The 13952-nt window shown below is 64.8% G+C and carries 25 protein-coding genes; 23 read left to right on the top strand and 2 right to left on the bottom strand.

The features are described 5' to 3' along the window. Positions 1-2: 2 nt before the first annotated feature. The 7 genes from QN357_RS01615 (at position 3) to QN357_RS01585 (ending at position 3263) form a co-directional block, all read left to right on the top strand. A complete protein-coding gene (locus tag QN357_RS01615) occupies positions 3-191 on the top strand; it encodes a hypothetical protein (protein ID WP_323504345.1) in 189 nt (62 codons plus the stop codon). After that, the gene (locus tag QN357_RS01610) at positions 188-319 is read left to right on the top strand and encodes a hypothetical protein (protein ID WP_323504344.1); all 132 of its coding nucleotides are present in this window, start codon (positions 188-190) and stop codon (positions 317-319) included. The genes QN357_RS01615 and QN357_RS01610 overlap by 4 nt, the downstream gene beginning before the upstream one ends. 110 nt (positions 320-429) lie before the next feature. Continuing rightward, a complete protein-coding gene (locus QN357_RS01605) occupies positions 430-810 on the top strand; it encodes a hypothetical protein (RefSeq protein WP_323504343.1) in 381 nt (126 codons plus the stop codon). After that, entirely contained in the window at positions 807-1763 is a 957-nt protein-coding gene (locus tag QN357_RS01600) for a YqaJ viral recombinase family protein (RefSeq protein ID WP_323504342.1), read from the top strand. The genes QN357_RS01605 and QN357_RS01600 overlap by 4 nt, the downstream gene beginning before the upstream one ends. Then, the gene (locus tag QN357_RS01595) at positions 1760-2365 is read left to right on the top strand and encodes a hypothetical protein (protein WP_323504341.1); all 606 of its coding nucleotides are present in this window, start codon (positions 1760-1762) and stop codon (positions 2363-2365) included. The genes QN357_RS01600 and QN357_RS01595 overlap by 4 nt, the downstream gene beginning before the upstream one ends. Next, positions 2362-2814, top strand: coding sequence for a hypothetical protein (locus tag QN357_RS01590; RefSeq protein WP_323504340.1), 453 nt, complete (start codon positions 2362-2364; stop codon positions 2812-2814). The genes QN357_RS01595 and QN357_RS01590 overlap by 4 nt, the downstream gene beginning before the upstream one ends. After that, positions 2811-3263 carry a hypothetical protein gene (locus QN357_RS01585; protein ID WP_323504339.1) on the top strand — a complete coding sequence of 151 codons (453 nt, stop codon included), beginning with the start codon at positions 2811-2813 and terminating at the stop codon, positions 3261-3263. Before QN357_RS01590 ends, QN357_RS01585 begins: the two co-directional genes overlap by 4 nt. Positions 3264-3271: 8 nt before the next feature. Here QN357_RS01585 and QN357_RS01580 read toward each other — a convergent pair whose 3' ends face one another. Beyond that, entirely contained in the window at positions 3272-3538 is a 267-nt protein-coding gene (locus QN357_RS01580; protein WP_323504338.1) for a hypothetical protein, read from the bottom strand. A 23-nt stretch (positions 3539-3561) separates the two neighbouring features. Between QN357_RS01580 and QN357_RS01575 the strand changes: the two genes are divergently transcribed. From QN357_RS01575 to QN357_RS01525, 11 genes are all read left to right on the top strand, one after another. After that, positions 3562-3960 (top strand): hypothetical protein, encoded by a 399-nt coding sequence (locus QN357_RS01575; protein ID WP_323504337.1) that lies wholly within the window; start codon positions 3562-3564, stop codon positions 3958-3960. A gap of 327 nt (positions 3961-4287) precedes the next feature. Further along, positions 4288-4923 (top strand): hypothetical protein, encoded by a 636-nt coding sequence (locus tag QN357_RS01570; RefSeq protein ID WP_323504336.1) that lies wholly within the window; start codon positions 4288-4290, stop codon positions 4921-4923. Continuing rightward, positions 4923-5195, top strand: coding sequence for a hypothetical protein (locus QN357_RS01565; RefSeq protein ID WP_323504335.1), 273 nt, complete (start codon positions 4923-4925; stop codon positions 5193-5195). The genes QN357_RS01570 and QN357_RS01565 overlap by 1 nt, the downstream gene beginning before the upstream one ends. Further along, positions 5192-5446: a hypothetical protein gene (locus QN357_RS01560; protein WP_323504334.1), complete on the top strand. Its 255-nt coding sequence runs from the start codon at positions 5192-5194 to the stop codon at positions 5444-5446. The genes QN357_RS01565 and QN357_RS01560 overlap by 4 nt, the downstream gene beginning before the upstream one ends. Next, entirely contained in the window at positions 5436-5693 is a 258-nt protein-coding gene (locus QN357_RS01555) for a hypothetical protein (protein WP_323504333.1), read from the top strand. Before QN357_RS01560 ends, QN357_RS01555 begins: the two co-directional genes overlap by 11 nt. Before the next feature lie 26 nt (positions 5694-5719). Continuing rightward, on the top strand, positions 5720-6466 hold the full coding sequence (locus QN357_RS01550) for a hypothetical protein (protein ID WP_323504332.1): 747 nt from the start codon (positions 5720-5722) through the stop codon (positions 6464-6466). Then, positions 6463-6666, top strand: coding sequence for a hypothetical protein (locus QN357_RS01545; protein WP_323504331.1), 204 nt, complete (start codon positions 6463-6465; stop codon positions 6664-6666). The genes QN357_RS01550 and QN357_RS01545 overlap by 4 nt, the downstream gene beginning before the upstream one ends. 109 nt (positions 6667-6775) lie before the next feature. After that, a complete protein-coding gene (locus tag QN357_RS01540; protein WP_323504330.1) occupies positions 6776-7156 on the top strand; it encodes a hypothetical protein in 381 nt (126 codons plus the stop codon). 318 nt (positions 7157-7474) lie between these two features. Continuing rightward, positions 7475-7705: a hypothetical protein gene (locus QN357_RS01535; RefSeq protein WP_323504329.1), complete on the top strand. Its 231-nt coding sequence runs from the start codon at positions 7475-7477 to the stop codon at positions 7703-7705. Between the two features lie 121 nt (positions 7706-7826). Next, positions 7827-8111: a hypothetical protein gene (locus QN357_RS01530; protein WP_323504328.1), complete on the top strand. Its 285-nt coding sequence runs from the start codon at positions 7827-7829 to the stop codon at positions 8109-8111. Continuing rightward, a complete protein-coding gene (locus tag QN357_RS01525) occupies positions 8108-8467 on the top strand; it encodes a hypothetical protein (protein WP_323504327.1) in 360 nt (119 codons plus the stop codon). Before QN357_RS01530 ends, QN357_RS01525 begins: the two co-directional genes overlap by 4 nt. 54 nt (positions 8468-8521) lie before the next feature. On the opposite strand, the gene QN357_RS01520 is transcribed toward QN357_RS01525, so the two are convergent. Beyond that, positions 8522-8665 carry a hypothetical protein gene (locus tag QN357_RS01520; RefSeq protein ID WP_323504326.1) on the bottom strand — a complete coding sequence of 48 codons (144 nt, stop codon included), beginning with the start codon at positions 8663-8665 and terminating at the stop codon, positions 8522-8524. 770 nt (positions 8666-9435) lie between these two features. On the opposite strand from QN357_RS01520, the gene QN357_RS01515 reads away from it, so the two are divergent. The 5 genes from QN357_RS01515 to QN357_RS01500 all read left to right on the top strand — a co-directional run bounded on the left by QN357_RS01515 (position 9436) and on the right by QN357_RS01500 (position 13947). Continuing rightward, positions 9436-10821, top strand: a complete 1386-nt coding sequence (locus QN357_RS01515) for a hypothetical protein (protein WP_323504325.1) — start codon at positions 9436-9438, stop codon at positions 10819-10821. 410 nt (positions 10822-11231) lie between these two features. After that, positions 11232-11399 (top strand): hypothetical protein, encoded by a 168-nt coding sequence (locus QN357_RS01510; RefSeq protein WP_323504324.1) that lies wholly within the window; start codon positions 11232-11234, stop codon positions 11397-11399. A gap of 184 nt (positions 11400-11583) precedes the next feature. Next, entirely contained in the window at positions 11584-11721 is a 138-nt protein-coding gene (locus QN357_RS19485; protein WP_416347601.1) for an HNH endonuclease, read from the top strand. Positions 11722-11948: 227 nt separating this feature from the next. After that, complete coding sequence (locus QN357_RS01505) at positions 11949-12452, top strand: hypothetical protein (RefSeq protein WP_323504323.1); 504 nt, start codon at positions 11949-11951, stop codon at positions 12450-12452. Between the two features lie 19 nt (positions 12453-12471). Further along, complete coding sequence (locus QN357_RS01500; RefSeq protein ID WP_323504322.1) at positions 12472-13947, top strand: hypothetical protein; 1476 nt, start codon at positions 12472-12474, stop codon at positions 13945-13947. Positions 13948-13952 lie beyond the last annotated feature (5 nt).

Here is a 13952-nt window from a genome sequence, read left to right as displayed (position 1 = left end):
GCGTGAGTCGGCAGCACGAACGCCGCGAACGGGTCACCACCGACAGCCACGGCGTCACGACGGTCACCGTCAGCGTCGACGCGACGGACCGCAAGCAACTGTGGGCGAACCGGGCGGCTGCTGCCAAGTCGATCGAGCGGCGCGAGGCGATGCTCGTCCGGCGCAATGACCGCCTGGACGTGGCCGCATGATGCACGCCGCGCTCAGTGGTGCACCGCACGGTATCGATCCTCTCGGCATTCTCGGGCTCGCCGTCGTCGGCGCTCTCGTGTGCGTGTGGGTCGTCATCAAGGGCACTGACCCGCTCGACCCGGCATAGCCGACCCCAACCTCTACCACCAGGAAGGCAAGACAATGGCGAAACCATTTATCCCCGAGTACATCGCGCCGTCGCTGATCGCCCGGAACGCGCCCCGGAAGGGAACCCGTATGCGGGCGACTCTCGGCGCGACGCGCATCGTCGGCACCCTCGCCGAGGCGTGGGTGTCTCAGCGCGTGATTGAGCTGTGCCCCGAGGGCACGGCCCGTCCGACGACGAACCGCATTCCCTGCTGGCTCGACAACGGGTGGACGTTCGAAATCCTCGACCCGGACGAGGACGGCGGCGCTGGCATCGACGTGGCTGTCGCCTTGCGCGTCGACGCGAAGTCAGACGGCACGGTCGACGTGCACAACCCGGGCGGGCTGTCGGGTGCTGGCGCGTCTCGCGTGCTGCGTGCTGTGGTGAATCAGCTCGACCCGTGGCACGGGGCAGAGAGCATTTCGATCGTTCCCGAGGTTGTCAACTTCCCGTTGACGGTCGCCGCGTGAAGGGCGGCGATGCGGTGACCGCTCCCGCGACGACGCCCGATGCCGCGTCGGAGCCGTTGATCGACGTGACCGCGTGGAACGTCGCACTCGGATATACACCGCTCGCTCAGTCCGAGGATCGCCCGGCGTGGCTGGCCGTTCGGTCTGGCGGCGCGACGGCGACCGATGTCGCGACGCTCGCCTCGGCTGGCGCTGCTGGCCGTGCCCGGCTCATGGCTGAGAAGCTCGGCCAGGCGCGAGGGTTCGGCGGGAACAAGTACACCGATCACGGCCGTGCTCGTGAGGTGTACATCGCCAGGTGGGTCGACGGCGAGTTCGACATTCCCGCGTCGACGTGGGTCGTCGCTGCGCTCGATAACCCGAAGTTCCTCGCGACGCCTGACGGCATCGGTGACGACGCCGGCAGCGAGTGCAAGACGACGATGCACCCGTGGCCTGCACGCTCCGACGTGCCGCGGCGGTACATCGATCAGTGCCAGTGGGGGATGCGGGTCACGGGCAAGTCGCGGTGGTTGTTTGCGTGGGAGGAACACGAGAATTTCGTGCCGACGCACATGGAACCGAAGTGGTTCTGGATCGAGCGCGACGACGAGCGAATCGCGGTGCTCGAAGCTCTCGCGCTCGAATTCCTCGCCGAGGTCGCCGAGCCGTACAAGCCGACCGAGTACGACGAGCTGATCGCGACCTACCTCGAACGCAAGGCACTCGTTGAGGCCGCGCAGTCGAGCCTCGACGAGACGGACGCCACCATTCGCGCGCTGCTCGCCGACAAAGAGAAGGTCACGGCGGCGACACCGTTCGGGAACCTCTCGTGGTCGACGCCGAAGCCGACCGCGACGTTCGACAAGGCCGCGTTTCAGGCGGCACACCCTCGCATTTACGCCCGGTTCGTGGGAACCAAACAGAACAAGCCGTCGCTGCGCATCGCAGCCGGGAAAGAGGTCAAGGCGTGAGCAACAACGAGTTCGACCAGGACTACAACAGCGTCAAGGATCGGCTGGGGGAGTTCCGCGCGAAGCACCCCGAGGGCTCACTGCAACAGAAGGCGATCGCGTTCGTCGAGGTCGATGGCGTGCACGGCGTGCTCTACACGGCCGAGGCATTCCGCGCGCCGGACGACACCCGGCCCGGCCAGGGCACCGGGTGGTGCCCGTTCCCCGGCACTACCGAATTCACCCTCGGCTCCGAGGTGCAGAACGCTGAGACATCGGCGTGGGGCCGCGCGATCGTCGCGGCTCTCGCAGCCGACACGACGCGCGGTATCTCGGCCGACCACCAGTCGCGCACTCCCGGCGCCACGTTCGACCCGGCCAAGCTCGTCGCGTACGCGGGCACGCTGCGCGGTGCTGGCCCGGTCGAGGCGCTGTGGGCGGCACTGGCCGGCCTCCCGCAAGAGACGCGCGATGCCGTCGCCGCGGTCGCGACGGCGAAGCGGAAGACGGCGACGACCCGCACGACGACGAGCAAGGCTGCGCCGAGCAAGCGCAAGACGGGGCGGGCGGCAGGCGCCGCGCGCGCCGCCGCCGAACGAGCTGCGGCCTCACCGGTCGCATGACCCATTTCGAGGACCAGCGGTGGACGGCGGTGCCGTCCGCCGAGGTCATGCAAGCGATCTTGGATCACCGGCACGACGAGACATTCCTCGCGCGGTTCACGGCCAAGATCGACACCCGCAACGCCGCCGACGCCGACGAGTGCGACGTGTGGACGGGGGCGCTCAGCTCCGAGGGTTACGGGAACTTCCGCGTCGGCAAGCACATCGTTCGGGCGCACCGGGTCGCGTACATCGTCAAGTTCGGAGCTGTGACAGACGGCCTGTTCCTCGATCACGTCTGGCCGGTCTGCAAATACCGGTTCTGCGTCAACGAATGGCACCTCGAACCCGTGAACAACACCGAGAACACCAGGCGCGGCCGGGGCATCGGCTCCATGAATCAGCGTGCGATGCGCTCGGCCGCGATCATCACCCGCAACGAATACGAAGGAATGAGGCTCGCCGCATGAGCGACGCGATCGAAACCACCGAGGGGCCGACAGTCAGCCAGCTCGCCGAAACATGGCTCAGTCTGCGCGACCGCGCCGAGGCCCTGGTCAGCGAGCGGCCCGACGACCCCGGCGCCGTCGCGAACATCATGCACGAGGTCGAGGTGCTCATGATCGAAATCGCCGACTACCTCAACAAGCTCAACCACCAGCGATACACCGCCGAACGCGCGCACTCGAAGCGACGGAACGCGGCGCTCTCGGTTCACGGCAAGAGCTACGGCGTGACGATCGCGCGGGCAATGGCCGATGTCGAAGCGCTGCCCGAGCAAGCCGCCTGGGACGCGCTGCGCGCCGCGTATCACTACGCCGAGGACACGCAGAAGGCTTTGCAAACCAAGCACTACGGGCTGATGAACGTCAACAAGAACATGCAGTCGGTCATGTTCGAGCGGGGGCGCCGACAGTGAGCAAACGTCTAAAGAACTCGACCATCGTTGCCAATGAACGGGCCTTCGATTCCGCCGCTCATGATGTCATCAATCGAGGTGGCGTCGCCGTCGCGAAGAGCCTGCGCGCAGGAGTCGCACACTGCAGCCTGTTCGCGGAGCTGAGTCACGACGCCGGCCAGCACCTCAGAGGGGAGCCCCTGAGTGGCGGCGAGAACTTCGATGCTGTCGGCATTCTTGCGCTGGCTGATGGCGAGGTCTTCAAACGTCCGGGTCAATTCCGCAGTGGTAGTCATACCCGAACACTATCGGTGACCGCGTGATCGGGCACCCGAAGCCGCCGCGCCGCATTGTTCTGTTCGGCGCCGCGCTACTGCGCCTTAACATTCTCGTCGACCGTCGCGAGAGGCAGCGTTGCGCGCGATGCGGTCACATCATCTGGTCGGGCGGCTCCCGGCACCATCGCAAGTTCCGAAGCCGCCGCGGCTCCGACACTGCCGCGAACATCGTGCTCATGTGCGGTTCGGGCACGACGGGGTGCCACGGCTGGGTGCACGCTAACCCGACCTCGGCGGCGATCGTCGGGTTCGCTCTCGAATCAGGGCAGGACCCGACCGAACACCCGATCGAACATGTGCTCTACGGCCGTGTGTGGCTCGACGACGACGGCGGGTACAGCGGCACGCCGCCGCGCCGGCAGGTGGGACGGGCCGCATGACGATGCCGGAACGATCGATGGTTTACGCCGTGTACTGGCCCGACCGGCAGGTGCTCAAGATCGGGCGTGCCTGGAAGATGTCTCGGCTCCGGGGCCTCACGGCGACCGGCGGCGAGGTGATCGTGCTCATGCGCGATTGCCCGTCGAACTGGGAGCTGTGCGCGCTCGCTGAGCTTGACGGGTGGTTCGAGCACGCGTTCGCGACGGCCGACGACAGCCTCGACGTGCTGCGCGGCGGTCGCGGGTTCACCGAGTGTTTCAAGGTCGCAGTCGCCGACCTCGCGCGCGCAATCAAAACGATGTTGAAAGGGATCGCCAGGTATGGGCATGACGAGAAAACGGGATCTCTTGCCGGAGATGTTTCGGAACGAGGACCTGTTAGCGCTGTCGGTGCAGACGAGGCTGACGGCGATCGGGTTGCGGCTGTACGCCGACGACCACGGGAGGGAGTCGGCGACGGCGGCGCTGATCAAGGCGGCGTTGTGGCCGTTGGACACGGACGTGACGGACTCGACGATCAACGGTCATCTGATCGAGCTGGACGACGCCGGGTATCTCGACCTGTACCAGATCGGGCCTCGCACGTATTTTCAGGTCGTCGAGTGGCCCCGTGTGGACCATCCGGCCGCGTCGAAAGTACCCGAAGCACCGGCCCGGGATTCCTCGCGAACGGCTCGCGAGCCATTCGCGGCTGGGGAGGGAGAGAGAGAAGAGAGGGAGAGCGAGAGGTACAGCGAGGGGGAGGGCGCGTGGAGGGACGCCGAGGGCGCCGAGGGTGCCGAGGGTGGATATTCGCGAACCGTTCGAGAGGACTTGCCGCCGTCACCGTTCTGTCGCTCGCATCCGCAGGGCACGGACAAACCCTGTCGGAACTGCGGCACTGCTCGCCTGCGTCATCGCTCGTGGAACGATCAACAGCTCGCCGGGGTTCGGCCTACGTTCGCGGATTCGGGGCCTGACTGATGGATACCGCGTACACGTTTGCGTCGACGGATTACGTGCGAGTGATGATCTACGCGCCGACCGGCGTTGACCTGCCCAACACGATTGAGGTCAAGCGGGGCGGCAAGGTCGTTCCGTTCTTCCGGCTGTCGGATCGGTCGCTGACGTGCGAGAAGGTCGGCGGCGTGTCTGGCGAGTGCGGTCGGTTCGATTGTCACCGCAGGGCGCTCGGCAGTTGCCAGTGTGGCCGGCACCCGTCGCCCGTGAAGTTCTCGAAGATCAAGGCCGCATGACGACCTATGTCGAGACGGTCGCCGACCAGGCGTTCACCGCGTGGCTGTCTGGACTCGACGCCGAGCGGGTCGAGCGCGAGCGGCACGCGCACCTGACACCCGTCGAGCGACGGATGCTCGCCTACCAATCCCGAAGGAAGCCAGCGGCGGCACCGCCGCCTGAACAGCTCTCCGAATCAACTCAATTCCGAATTGCGCTCGCAGTACTCGCAGCGCTTGAACCGAAGGCAGGAACAACTCATGGGAAATGAGGCCAAAATCGCGAAACGCACCGCCCGGTCGCGACGTATCGACCGAATCGTATCGACGGTCGTCGTCGTTGAACTGGCGATCATCGGTGGACTCGTTGGGTACTTGATCGGGCGCGTCGGCCTCCCCGCGCTTCTCGGAATTCTTAGGTGTCCAACCGGCGCTGAGATACTTCTCCTGAGCCTCGCTCCGTTTGCTGGATTCGTCGGCGGCTGGTTGCTCGGTTTTTGGCTTTGGGTTCGCCGGTGAGCGGCCGGGTGTGCATCCGTGAGTGCATGAATCGCGGTGAGCACTTCGCCGCGTGCGCCGACTACGGCGTGACGAGCGGGGCGACCTGTCGCGGGTGCGGTCCGTCCGAGGCTCGCGAGGGCGCGTTGATCTGCGGGCGCTGCTACGCGGCAGTGAAGCGGAACATTGTCGCTGCGCCTGACGTGATCGCGTTGATTCGTTCGCAGGCTGACCCGTTGAAAGCGGCTGTCTACGATCGCGAGATGGTCACGGGGAGCCGGGGTGACTCGGCGCCGGCCCCGGTGCAGTCTGACCTGATCGACGCGGCCGATGACATCATTCGCACGCTGCGCGGCTGGTCATACTATGCCGCGCTCGGTGAGTTCACGAGTCGGATCGCCGGGCTTGCGCCGGGCGCCGACGCCGAGGAAGCGCACGACGCAGCGCTCGACGAGACGTGGGCGATCCTCGCGTCGCTCGACGGGCTGGCGAACGATGCCAGCCAGGTCGAGGCGTTGTGCGCGGCGTTCATCGATCTGCCGCCTGCTGAGCACTCGGGGGTGTGGACGATCGAGCGGGCTATTCGCCGTTGGCCTCTCGCTGACAGGGCGTACTACGCGGCTCAGCCGTGCCCGGTCTATGCCTGCGGTATGCGGGCGATCAGAGTCACGCCGCCGCGGCGGGAAGGTGGCGATACCCGCTATCTGTGCGCTGCGTGCGACTGGGAGAAACACGACTACGACGACGACGGGCTCTGGCTCAATTTCAGCAAAAAGGAAGGCAAGGCGGCATGACGACGACAACGAAGTTCCTCACTCGCAAGGAAGCGGCCGAGCGGGTTGGAAAGAACCTCGCGACGATCTACCGGTGGGAGGAACGCGGACTGATCGTGTTCGTGCTCGACCGTGTGCGCGAGGCCGATCTCCTCACCGCCGAGAAGAAGGCCCGCGAACGGATCGGCCGGCCTCGTGCGCTGCGCGCTCGGGCCGCTTGAGCCCGTCGCCTGACGACGACTGTCCGGTGTGTGAAGACATTCACCCGGTGCGGTTGCCGTGCCCGCAACAGCTCCCGTACGACCTCTGGACACCGAAAGGAATTGCAGCATGAGAAATATCAGCGTCGCCTCGGCAGTGCTCGACGAGCGCACCAGGCAGAACGAAAAGTGGGGCGAGCAGAACCACCCGAACGGAACAGGGCAGGAAAGTCGCCCGCTCTCATTCCTACGGGCATATCTCACGGGGCGGGGTGTCGAGTCGACGCGCGTTCCTGCCCGTACGCTCTCATACCTCGCTCGCGACGACACGAACCGGGCAGTCCGCGAGGGCCGTGGGAAGTGGAAACAGATTCTCCTGGAAGAGGTATTCGAGGCGTTCGCCGAGGACGACCCGGCGAAGCTGCACACGGAACTCGTGAAGGTAGCGGCTGTCGCTCAACAGTGGGTCGAGGCTATCGACCGGTCGCACGCCGAGGAGGTCAAGCCGTGAGCGCCGCTGAGGTGGAACTCGTAGGCGGTCCTCGCGACGGTGAGCGTCGGGTGATCGAAGACGTGGACGTGCCCGAGATTGCGTTCACGGGGCCGCCGATGCCGCGTCTTGCGAATTCAGACGGGTTGGTCGACATCACCGCGGAGGCGCCTCGACTCCGAGATGTCTACCGCCGCCGACTGGGGTTGCACCCGTTCGGTGTTCGCTTCGACTTCCGGTATCCCGGTTCAAAGCAAAGACTTGTGTAAGACCTAACTTAGGTCTTACGATTAAGCCAAGAGGTTGGCGCAAGGTCACCGCATCCGAAAGGAAAAAATCATGAGCAAGACCCACTACAGCCCCACGGCTGTCCAGGAGGCGCGCATCTGGTCGGTCCTGAGTGCTGTCGCCCCCTTGCATGGGACCGCATACGCGGGAGGCATCAACGGCATCGAGGTCAGCAACAATCCCGATCATGTGGACTGCAAGGTCTGCCTGAAGAAGATGGACGGCCGGATGTTCGTCGAAGCGCCGCGCGACGGTCTCGCCGAGCTGGGCGTCGTCGCGTGATAGTTCGGGCCTGTGCCCCTCGCCAGACAGCGAGGGGCACGGATGCTCGGGGCCGCGTGAAGCCTCAAATTAGTGTCAATCGCCAGTTGACACCCGAAACCGGGATCGGCGGGGCCGAATAGTGGCCGTCGAAACGACCGAATACCTCGCGATGCTCGGCCGGATGATCCGGGCGGGCGGTCGTCGCGTCGCCGACGCCGACGAATTTGAACTCGCCGCGCTGCTTAGGCTGCGCGTCGAGCTGGACTCGGCGATCCAGACGGCCGTTCTCGGTCAGCGGTCGAGCCTTGGTCGGTCGTGGGCATGGGTGGGCGACGCGCTCGGCATCACGAGGCAGGCCGCGCAACAGCGCTACGGCCGGGTGCTGAGCGGGCAGACTGTACTCATGGAAGCGGGGTCGAAATGACGGCGGCAGAGTTCAAGATCAAGCGTGAGCGCCTGGGCGTGAGTGGTCGTTGGCTGGCCGATCGGGTCGGCGTGCTCGATCGCCAGGTGCGGCGGTGGGAGTCCGGCGTGGCGCCCGTGCCTGCCGATGTCGTGAAGTTCGTCGACGACCTCGATGCCGAGGCGGGCGAACTGGCGCGAAAGCTGCGAGGCGCGTCGCGCCCCTTGGTTAGCTACCGCAACGACGGCGAGTTTTGGGCAGCGGACGGCGACGCTGAGGCTCGGGCGCTCCCGGCGAGCTTCTACCGGGCCGTACTCGGTCGTATCTTCGACAGCGGCGTGAGCGTCGTCTATCCGGTCGTTGCCGACGAGGCGTAGACGGAAGGCCGGTCGCGCGACGGGGGATCGCACGATCGGCCTACTTGGGTTACATTACGCGAGGTGGGGAAGGATGAACCCAAAGTCGCGCATCGACGTGAAGCCCCGGTCGATCAACCGGCCGAGGTCGAGCGACACGGAGATGATCGAGCGCATACGGTCGAGCCGGTCGAGCGTGAAGAACGGCAGCTTAGTCAAATTCTGTGGCGCCGCAGATTGCGTGCCGTTTGATTTCTTGCTTGTATGGACGTAGTGGCTTTCGCACGTGTGGCACGCGGGGTGAACTGCTTCTGACAACTTGACTCGCTTCTATGAATTGACGGTTGGCCCCGTCGTTGTGGAGTGGGTTGAGCTAGAGGCCCGGACTCGGAAGAGCCGGGTCTTTTTGTTGAGGGTGTTCGAGCCATGCCTATGTGGGCGTCTCGATCAGGTTTCCCCTTCACATCCCAAAGCTTATGCGGCTGCGCCGCCACTGCAACGACCACTACATGTGGTCGTGCGTATGGCGCGCGATAGCGTGATCGCATGTAAGTCATTTCGGTGTTTCATGATCGATATACGTCCAATTTGGCTCGCATATGCATCAGTTCATAGCCTCGAACTGGGGGTATGAGTGTGTCACCAATATTCGACCCCAGCCGAAAATGCATGTTCTAATCTGGATTTGACTTTCGTGCGAAAGGTGCGAAAACGTGTGCTAGTGTTGCTCGTGAGCGAAAGAAATGCCCGGCAGGCAATGCCGGGCATTCTGTGTTTAACGACTTCCCGCGCGCGCGACTATCGACGCTGAGGGAAACAACGGCCAGCCGCCGAAAGTGCTCCATTCCGAGCCGTCGCGTCCCCGCTAACCCATTCAACATCGTGACCGTGGCAGGTGTCGGTCGGGCGTTCTTTCGGTGTGGGTCGACAACCTAGGCAAACGCGCATTCACGGCCCGGCTGGCCCTAGTCCTTACGAGGGGATGACCAATGGTGAAAGTCTGCTCGGTATGCGTGAAGGCTGAGGCCGCGGGCGTTGTCGTCGACAGGTCGCGCACGCTGATGTCGTGGGCGGTCGAACTCGGCGTCGGTAAGACCTCGATCAGTCGCCACCTGGCGCACGCGTCGGTCGGGCCCGCGCGACGTGTCGAACCTGTCAAGCCGTCGACCCCGGCGCGTGAGGCGTTCGATGTCGACGGCGACGGCGATGTAACGGCGTCGGCTCTCGGCGCCCGCATCATTCCGATGTTTGAATGGCTCGATAAGCTGCGCGCCGAGGGGTTCGACCCTGATGATTTCGTGTGCACGTTCGGTTACTCGGTTTGGGATCAGCGCACGCGACCTCGTGCGCCTGTTGAGGGTGAGGTCGTCGCCGACGACGACAACCTCACCGTGCTCTACGCGAACCGCTTCACGGCGACGCGTAAGGCGTCGGCTGAGTCGTTCCCGTTGTGGCCTGTCGTGCAGCCGGGGCCTCGCCTGGTCATCAAGCCGTTAACGGTCACGCCGCGCACGGGTGGCCGCTGGAAAACGGCCGTACTCATGGCAGACACGCAGATCGGTTACCGCCTGTTCGAAGACGGCACGCTCGACCCGTTTCACGACGAGGCGGCGATGTCGGTCGCCTTGCAGATCGTGCAGCTCGAACAGCCCGACCGAACCGTCGTCATGGGCGACATCATCGACCTGCCCGAACAGTCCCGGTGGGCGCAAGAGGCAGCATTCGCGAACACGACACAGCCGGCCATTGATCGAACGACTCGATTCGGCGGCGAGCTGCGCTGCGCGACGCCGTACGACCTCGACTGGATCGAGGGCAACCACGACAAGCGGTTTCAGAATTTCGTTGAGGCGAACGCGCGGTCGGCGTTCGGAATCCGCAAGGGGGAGTCGCCGTCGACGTGGCCTGTCATGTCGATGCCGAACCTGTTGCGCCTCGACGAACAAGGGATCACGTATCACGACGCATACCCTGCGGCGCATGTGTGGATCAACGACAAGTTGCGTTGTGAGCATGGAACAAAGGTCAATTCGAACGGTTCGACCGCTCAGAAGTACCTGAACGAAACGCCGCATATCTCGCGTGCATTCGGGCATACTCACCGGCTCGAAATGGTGTCGCGTACGACGTGGGATCGTGCGGGCAAGATTCGCAGCGTCGGCGTCAACCCTGGCTGTCTGTGTCGCCTCGACGGCGCCGTGCCCTCGGTGCATGGCGCGATCGGTGCGACTGGCCGGCCTGCGCCGATCGTCGAGGACTGGCAGCACGGCGTCGCGGTCATCCGCTACACCGAGCGCGATTTCAGGGTTGAACTCGTGCAGATCGACGACGGGCTCACGTTCCATCGCGGTCAAGAGATACGCGCTATGCCCTAAAGTCGGGCACCCGTGAACCGGGTGCCCGCAAGGTTTCCGTTCGACGTAAGACCTCGTGAACGTGGGCACACGCCGACCCTTAGACCGAGTTCACGACGGCATCGAACGGCAGCAACCCCGGACACTGTGACAATACGGGGCGCGAACCGGCGCGAGGAACCGGGCAAGCGGCGCAGGGTGATCGAGGCAGGGCTGACGCGCGAGGTCGCGGTCACCGTCGACACCCTGCGCCGCTCCACATCCAATGACACGAGGGGGCGGGGCGCACCATGCGGGTATTCAAGGAACTACGGGAACGCGTCGCTCGTGCCCGCTCGACGCGTCGGTTTCGTCGCGATGTCGCGAGAGCGTTCAACATACCGGTTCGTCTCCTCCGGAGTAACTGGGCTATCGACCCGAGGTTGCAGCCCGTGCCCGACATCACGGACTGCACGGCACGCGAAGAGCGGGTGATTGCCGACCTCAACGGCGCACTGCATTCGCGCATCGCGAGCATGGCAATTGCTGACGGTACATGGAGCGATCGTCGAATCGAATTCGACCTGCTGGATTTCAAAGGGCACCCCCTAACGCTTTAATCGCAGGGGGTGCCAGCTTGGGGGAGCGGCCGTGGTCAACAGATACAACGGGCCTGACCCTGAGCCGAGCGGTCACGCACGGCAGCGGTTGCTCGCTGAGGTCTGCCCGCCCGGATCACGCTGTCACCTGTGTCAAGACCTGATCGTCTTCGGCCTGCGTCGCTGGCATCCAAGGGGACCGAGCATGGACCACCTGGTACCGCGCAGCAAGGGCGGCTTCTGGGATCGGTCCAACCTTGCTCCTGCTCACTATGGCTGTAACAGCGCACGCGGGAACCGTGACCTACCGGTGAAGGGCACACGCAGGTCGAGGGCATGGTGACCACGCCCAACCACGACGGCCGTTTTTTCCCATAGGCCACCGAGGGACACCCGCCCTTCCCATTTTTCTCCCTCCCCGAAACATCACATTTTTTCTCGTGTGGGTACGGGTGGGTACAGCGGGGCCGTGCGTCGACGTTCTCGACCGCCTGCGACCTCGTGCCTGTTGCCTCGGTCGAGTGTCTTAGATCGCCGCTGATCGCGGCTCAACTTTTGGGGGTGGTGGGAATGGCTGCACTCCCGCGTCACGGCACTACTCGGCGGTACAAGGCGGGTTGCCATTGCGACCGCTGCACCGCGAAGAACACCGCCGACAAGGAACGCGAGCGCGCGGCAAAGATCGCCCGCGACGGTCGCGTACCCACGGCGAGGGTACGCGTACCCACAAAGAAAAACGTACCCACATTCAAGGCCCCGGATGACCCCGACGTACCCACACCCGGGCCGATCGAGACAGCCGCCCGCGATGCTCTCGCCGAGTTCGACGCTGACAAGGTTGTCGTCCTCCGGCGTGAGATTGCGATCGCGATCGCTCGGACGATGGACGGCAAGGCCGGCGTTACGCCGTCCCAGTTCCAAATCTTCCGAACCGCCCTCGTCGACCTGCTCGGCGAGCGTGCCCCGAAGGACGGTGAGCTAGATGCCATTCGAAACCTCGTGGAATCGATCGGGAGCTCCCGCAAACGTGGTCACCCGGCCCCGGTGGATAACGCCGCGCAACCTGGCCCGTGAGTCGTGGGGCCACGAACTCATGCAAGTCTCTCGGCTGCTCGGCCGGGAGCCGTTGCCGTGGGTAGCTGAACTCTACGAAACGGCGTTCGAGGTCGACGCGTTCGGCCTGCTCTGGTACCGAGAGATTGTCGTCGTCATCCCTCGCCAGTCGGGCAAGTCGACACTGGTCATCCCGTGGGGCGTGCACCGCATGACGACATGGGGCGAGCGGCAATTCATGCTCTACACCGCACAGACCCGTGGCGCCGCGAAACAGAAACTCGTCGACGAACAGTTCTACCTGATCAACCAATCGCCGTTTCGACGGCTGCTGATCCCGAACCGCCAGGGCCGAATCCTGCCGAACCTCTCCCACGGTGAGGAACGTCTCGAATGGGTCAACGGCTCGAAATGGCTGATCGACGCGCCGACCGAAACGGCCGCGCACGGCCTCACCCTCGGGCTCGGCGTCGGAGACGAGTTCTTTGCTCACCAGGACGCCCGTGTCGAGGCGGCGATGTCGCCGACGATGATCACCGTTCACGACTCACAGAAACTGTGGCTCTCGACGGTCGGCAAGTCGAAAAAGAAATCGCCGTTCATGTGGTCGAAGGTCGAGGCCGGCCGCGCTCGTGTCGAGGTCGCCGAGGCCATGCGGGCGACCGGCGTCGACGACTCTCGAACGCTGTACATCGAGTATTCGTTTCCCGAGGACGCCGACCCGCTCGACCCGGTCACATGGTGGGAGAACCTGCCCGCGCTCGGCTACACGATCACGCAGGACGGCATCGCGGCGCAGCTCGACTCCCTCGGGCTCGTCGAGTTCCTACGCGCATTCGGCAACCTGTGGGGCGACGATCGCGGCAAGGAATGGAAGATTCCCGCTGACGACTGGTACGCGGTCGAGGACCCCGAGTCGGAGATGTCCGAAACCCTCGTGTGGGTGGTCGACGTGTCGCCCGAACAGGCGTTCGCGTCGATCAGCGTAGCGGCGCATCGACCTGACGGCCTCGTGCACGTCGAGGTCGTCGAGTCGTGGCCTGGCACGCATTGGGTCATCGACGGCGACCCGACGCGCGGCGGCGGTGACGATCAGTTGTCGTGCAGGGGGATAGCGACGCTCGTCGCGCATCACGGCGGCACCGTCTACTACGACCACACCACAACCGGCGCCCTCGTGCCGCTCATGGTCGAGGCCGGTATCGAACCGATCCCGATCGCCGTGCAAGACATCAAGGTCAGCGCCGCGGCGCTGGTCATGGCCGTGAAGAACAAGACCGTTCGACACCTCGGGCAGCACGAACTGACCGACGCGCTCGCCGCCGCTGCGACGCGGGTGTTCGGCGACGGCTGGGGCTGGGCTCGCGGCAAGTCAATGGCCGACATCACGGCGCTCATGTCGGCGACTCTCGCGTTCTGGATGCTCTCGAAGACGCTGCCCGAACTCAATTACGACCCGAACGCGACGATGCGCGAAACCGCGACATCTGACGAGTTCCAAGAGCACGCCCAATAGGAGGC

The sequence above is a fragment of the Cryobacterium sp. RTC2.1 genome (assembly GCF_035018685.1).
GTDB lineage: Bacteria > Actinomycetota > Actinomycetes > Actinomycetales > Microbacteriaceae > Cryobacterium > Cryobacterium glucosi.
This window is presented reverse-complemented; position numbering and strand designations above follow the sequence as displayed.

Coding starts and splice junctions, on each gene's coding strand:
- QN357_RS01585 (WP_323504339.1), top strand. CDS start 2,811: ATGAGCGACGCGATCGAAACCACCGAGGGGCCGACAGTCAGCCAGCTC.
- QN357_RS01540 (WP_323504330.1), top strand. CDS start 6,776: ATGAGAAATATCAGCGTCGCCTCGGCAGTGCTCGACGAGCGCACCAGG.
- QN357_RS01535 (WP_323504329.1), top strand. CDS start 7,475: ATGAGCAAGACCCACTACAGCCCCACGGCTGTCCAGGAGGCGCGCATC.
- QN357_RS01515 (WP_323504325.1), top strand. CDS start 9,436: ATGGTGAAAGTCTGCTCGGTATGCGTGAAGGCTGAGGCCGCGGGCGTT.
- QN357_RS01550 (WP_323504332.1), top strand. CDS start 5,720: ATGAATCGCGGTGAGCACTTCGCCGCGTGCGCCGACTACGGCGTGACG.
- QN357_RS01545 (WP_323504331.1), top strand. CDS start 6,463: ATGACGACGACAACGAAGTTCCTCACTCGCAAGGAAGCGGCCGAGCGG.
- QN357_RS01610 (WP_323504344.1), top strand. CDS start 188: ATGATGCACGCCGCGCTCAGTGGTGCACCGCACGGTATCGATCCTCTC.
- QN357_RS01500 (WP_323504322.1), top strand. CDS start 12,472: ATGCAAGTCTCTCGGCTGCTCGGCCGGGAGCCGTTGCCGTGGGTAGCT.
- QN357_RS19485 (WP_416347601.1), top strand. CDS start 11,584: ATGGACCACCTGGTACCGCGCAGCAAGGGCGGCTTCTGGGATCGGTCC.
- QN357_RS01505 (WP_323504323.1), top strand. CDS start 11,949: ATGGCTGCACTCCCGCGTCACGGCACTACTCGGCGGTACAAGGCGGGT.
- QN357_RS01570 (WP_323504336.1), top strand. CDS start 4,288: ATGACGAGAAAACGGGATCTCTTGCCGGAGATGTTTCGGAACGAGGAC.
- QN357_RS01580 (WP_323504338.1), bottom strand. CDS start 3,538: ATGACTACCACTGCGGAATTGACCCGGACGTTTGAAGACCTCGCCATC.
- QN357_RS01525 (WP_323504327.1), top strand. CDS start 8,108: ATGACGGCGGCAGAGTTCAAGATCAAGCGTGAGCGCCTGGGCGTGAGT.
- QN357_RS01605 (WP_323504343.1), top strand. CDS start 430: ATGCGGGCGACTCTCGGCGCGACGCGCATCGTCGGCACCCTCGCCGAG.
- QN357_RS01565 (WP_323504335.1), top strand. CDS start 4,923: ATGGATACCGCGTACACGTTTGCGTCGACGGATTACGTGCGAGTGATG.
- QN357_RS01590 (WP_323504340.1), top strand. CDS start 2,362: ATGACCCATTTCGAGGACCAGCGGTGGACGGCGGTGCCGTCCGCCGAG.
- QN357_RS01555 (WP_323504333.1), top strand. CDS start 5,436: ATGGGAAATGAGGCCAAAATCGCGAAACGCACCGCCCGGTCGCGACGT.
- QN357_RS01560 (WP_323504334.1), top strand. CDS start 5,192: ATGACGACCTATGTCGAGACGGTCGCCGACCAGGCGTTCACCGCGTGG.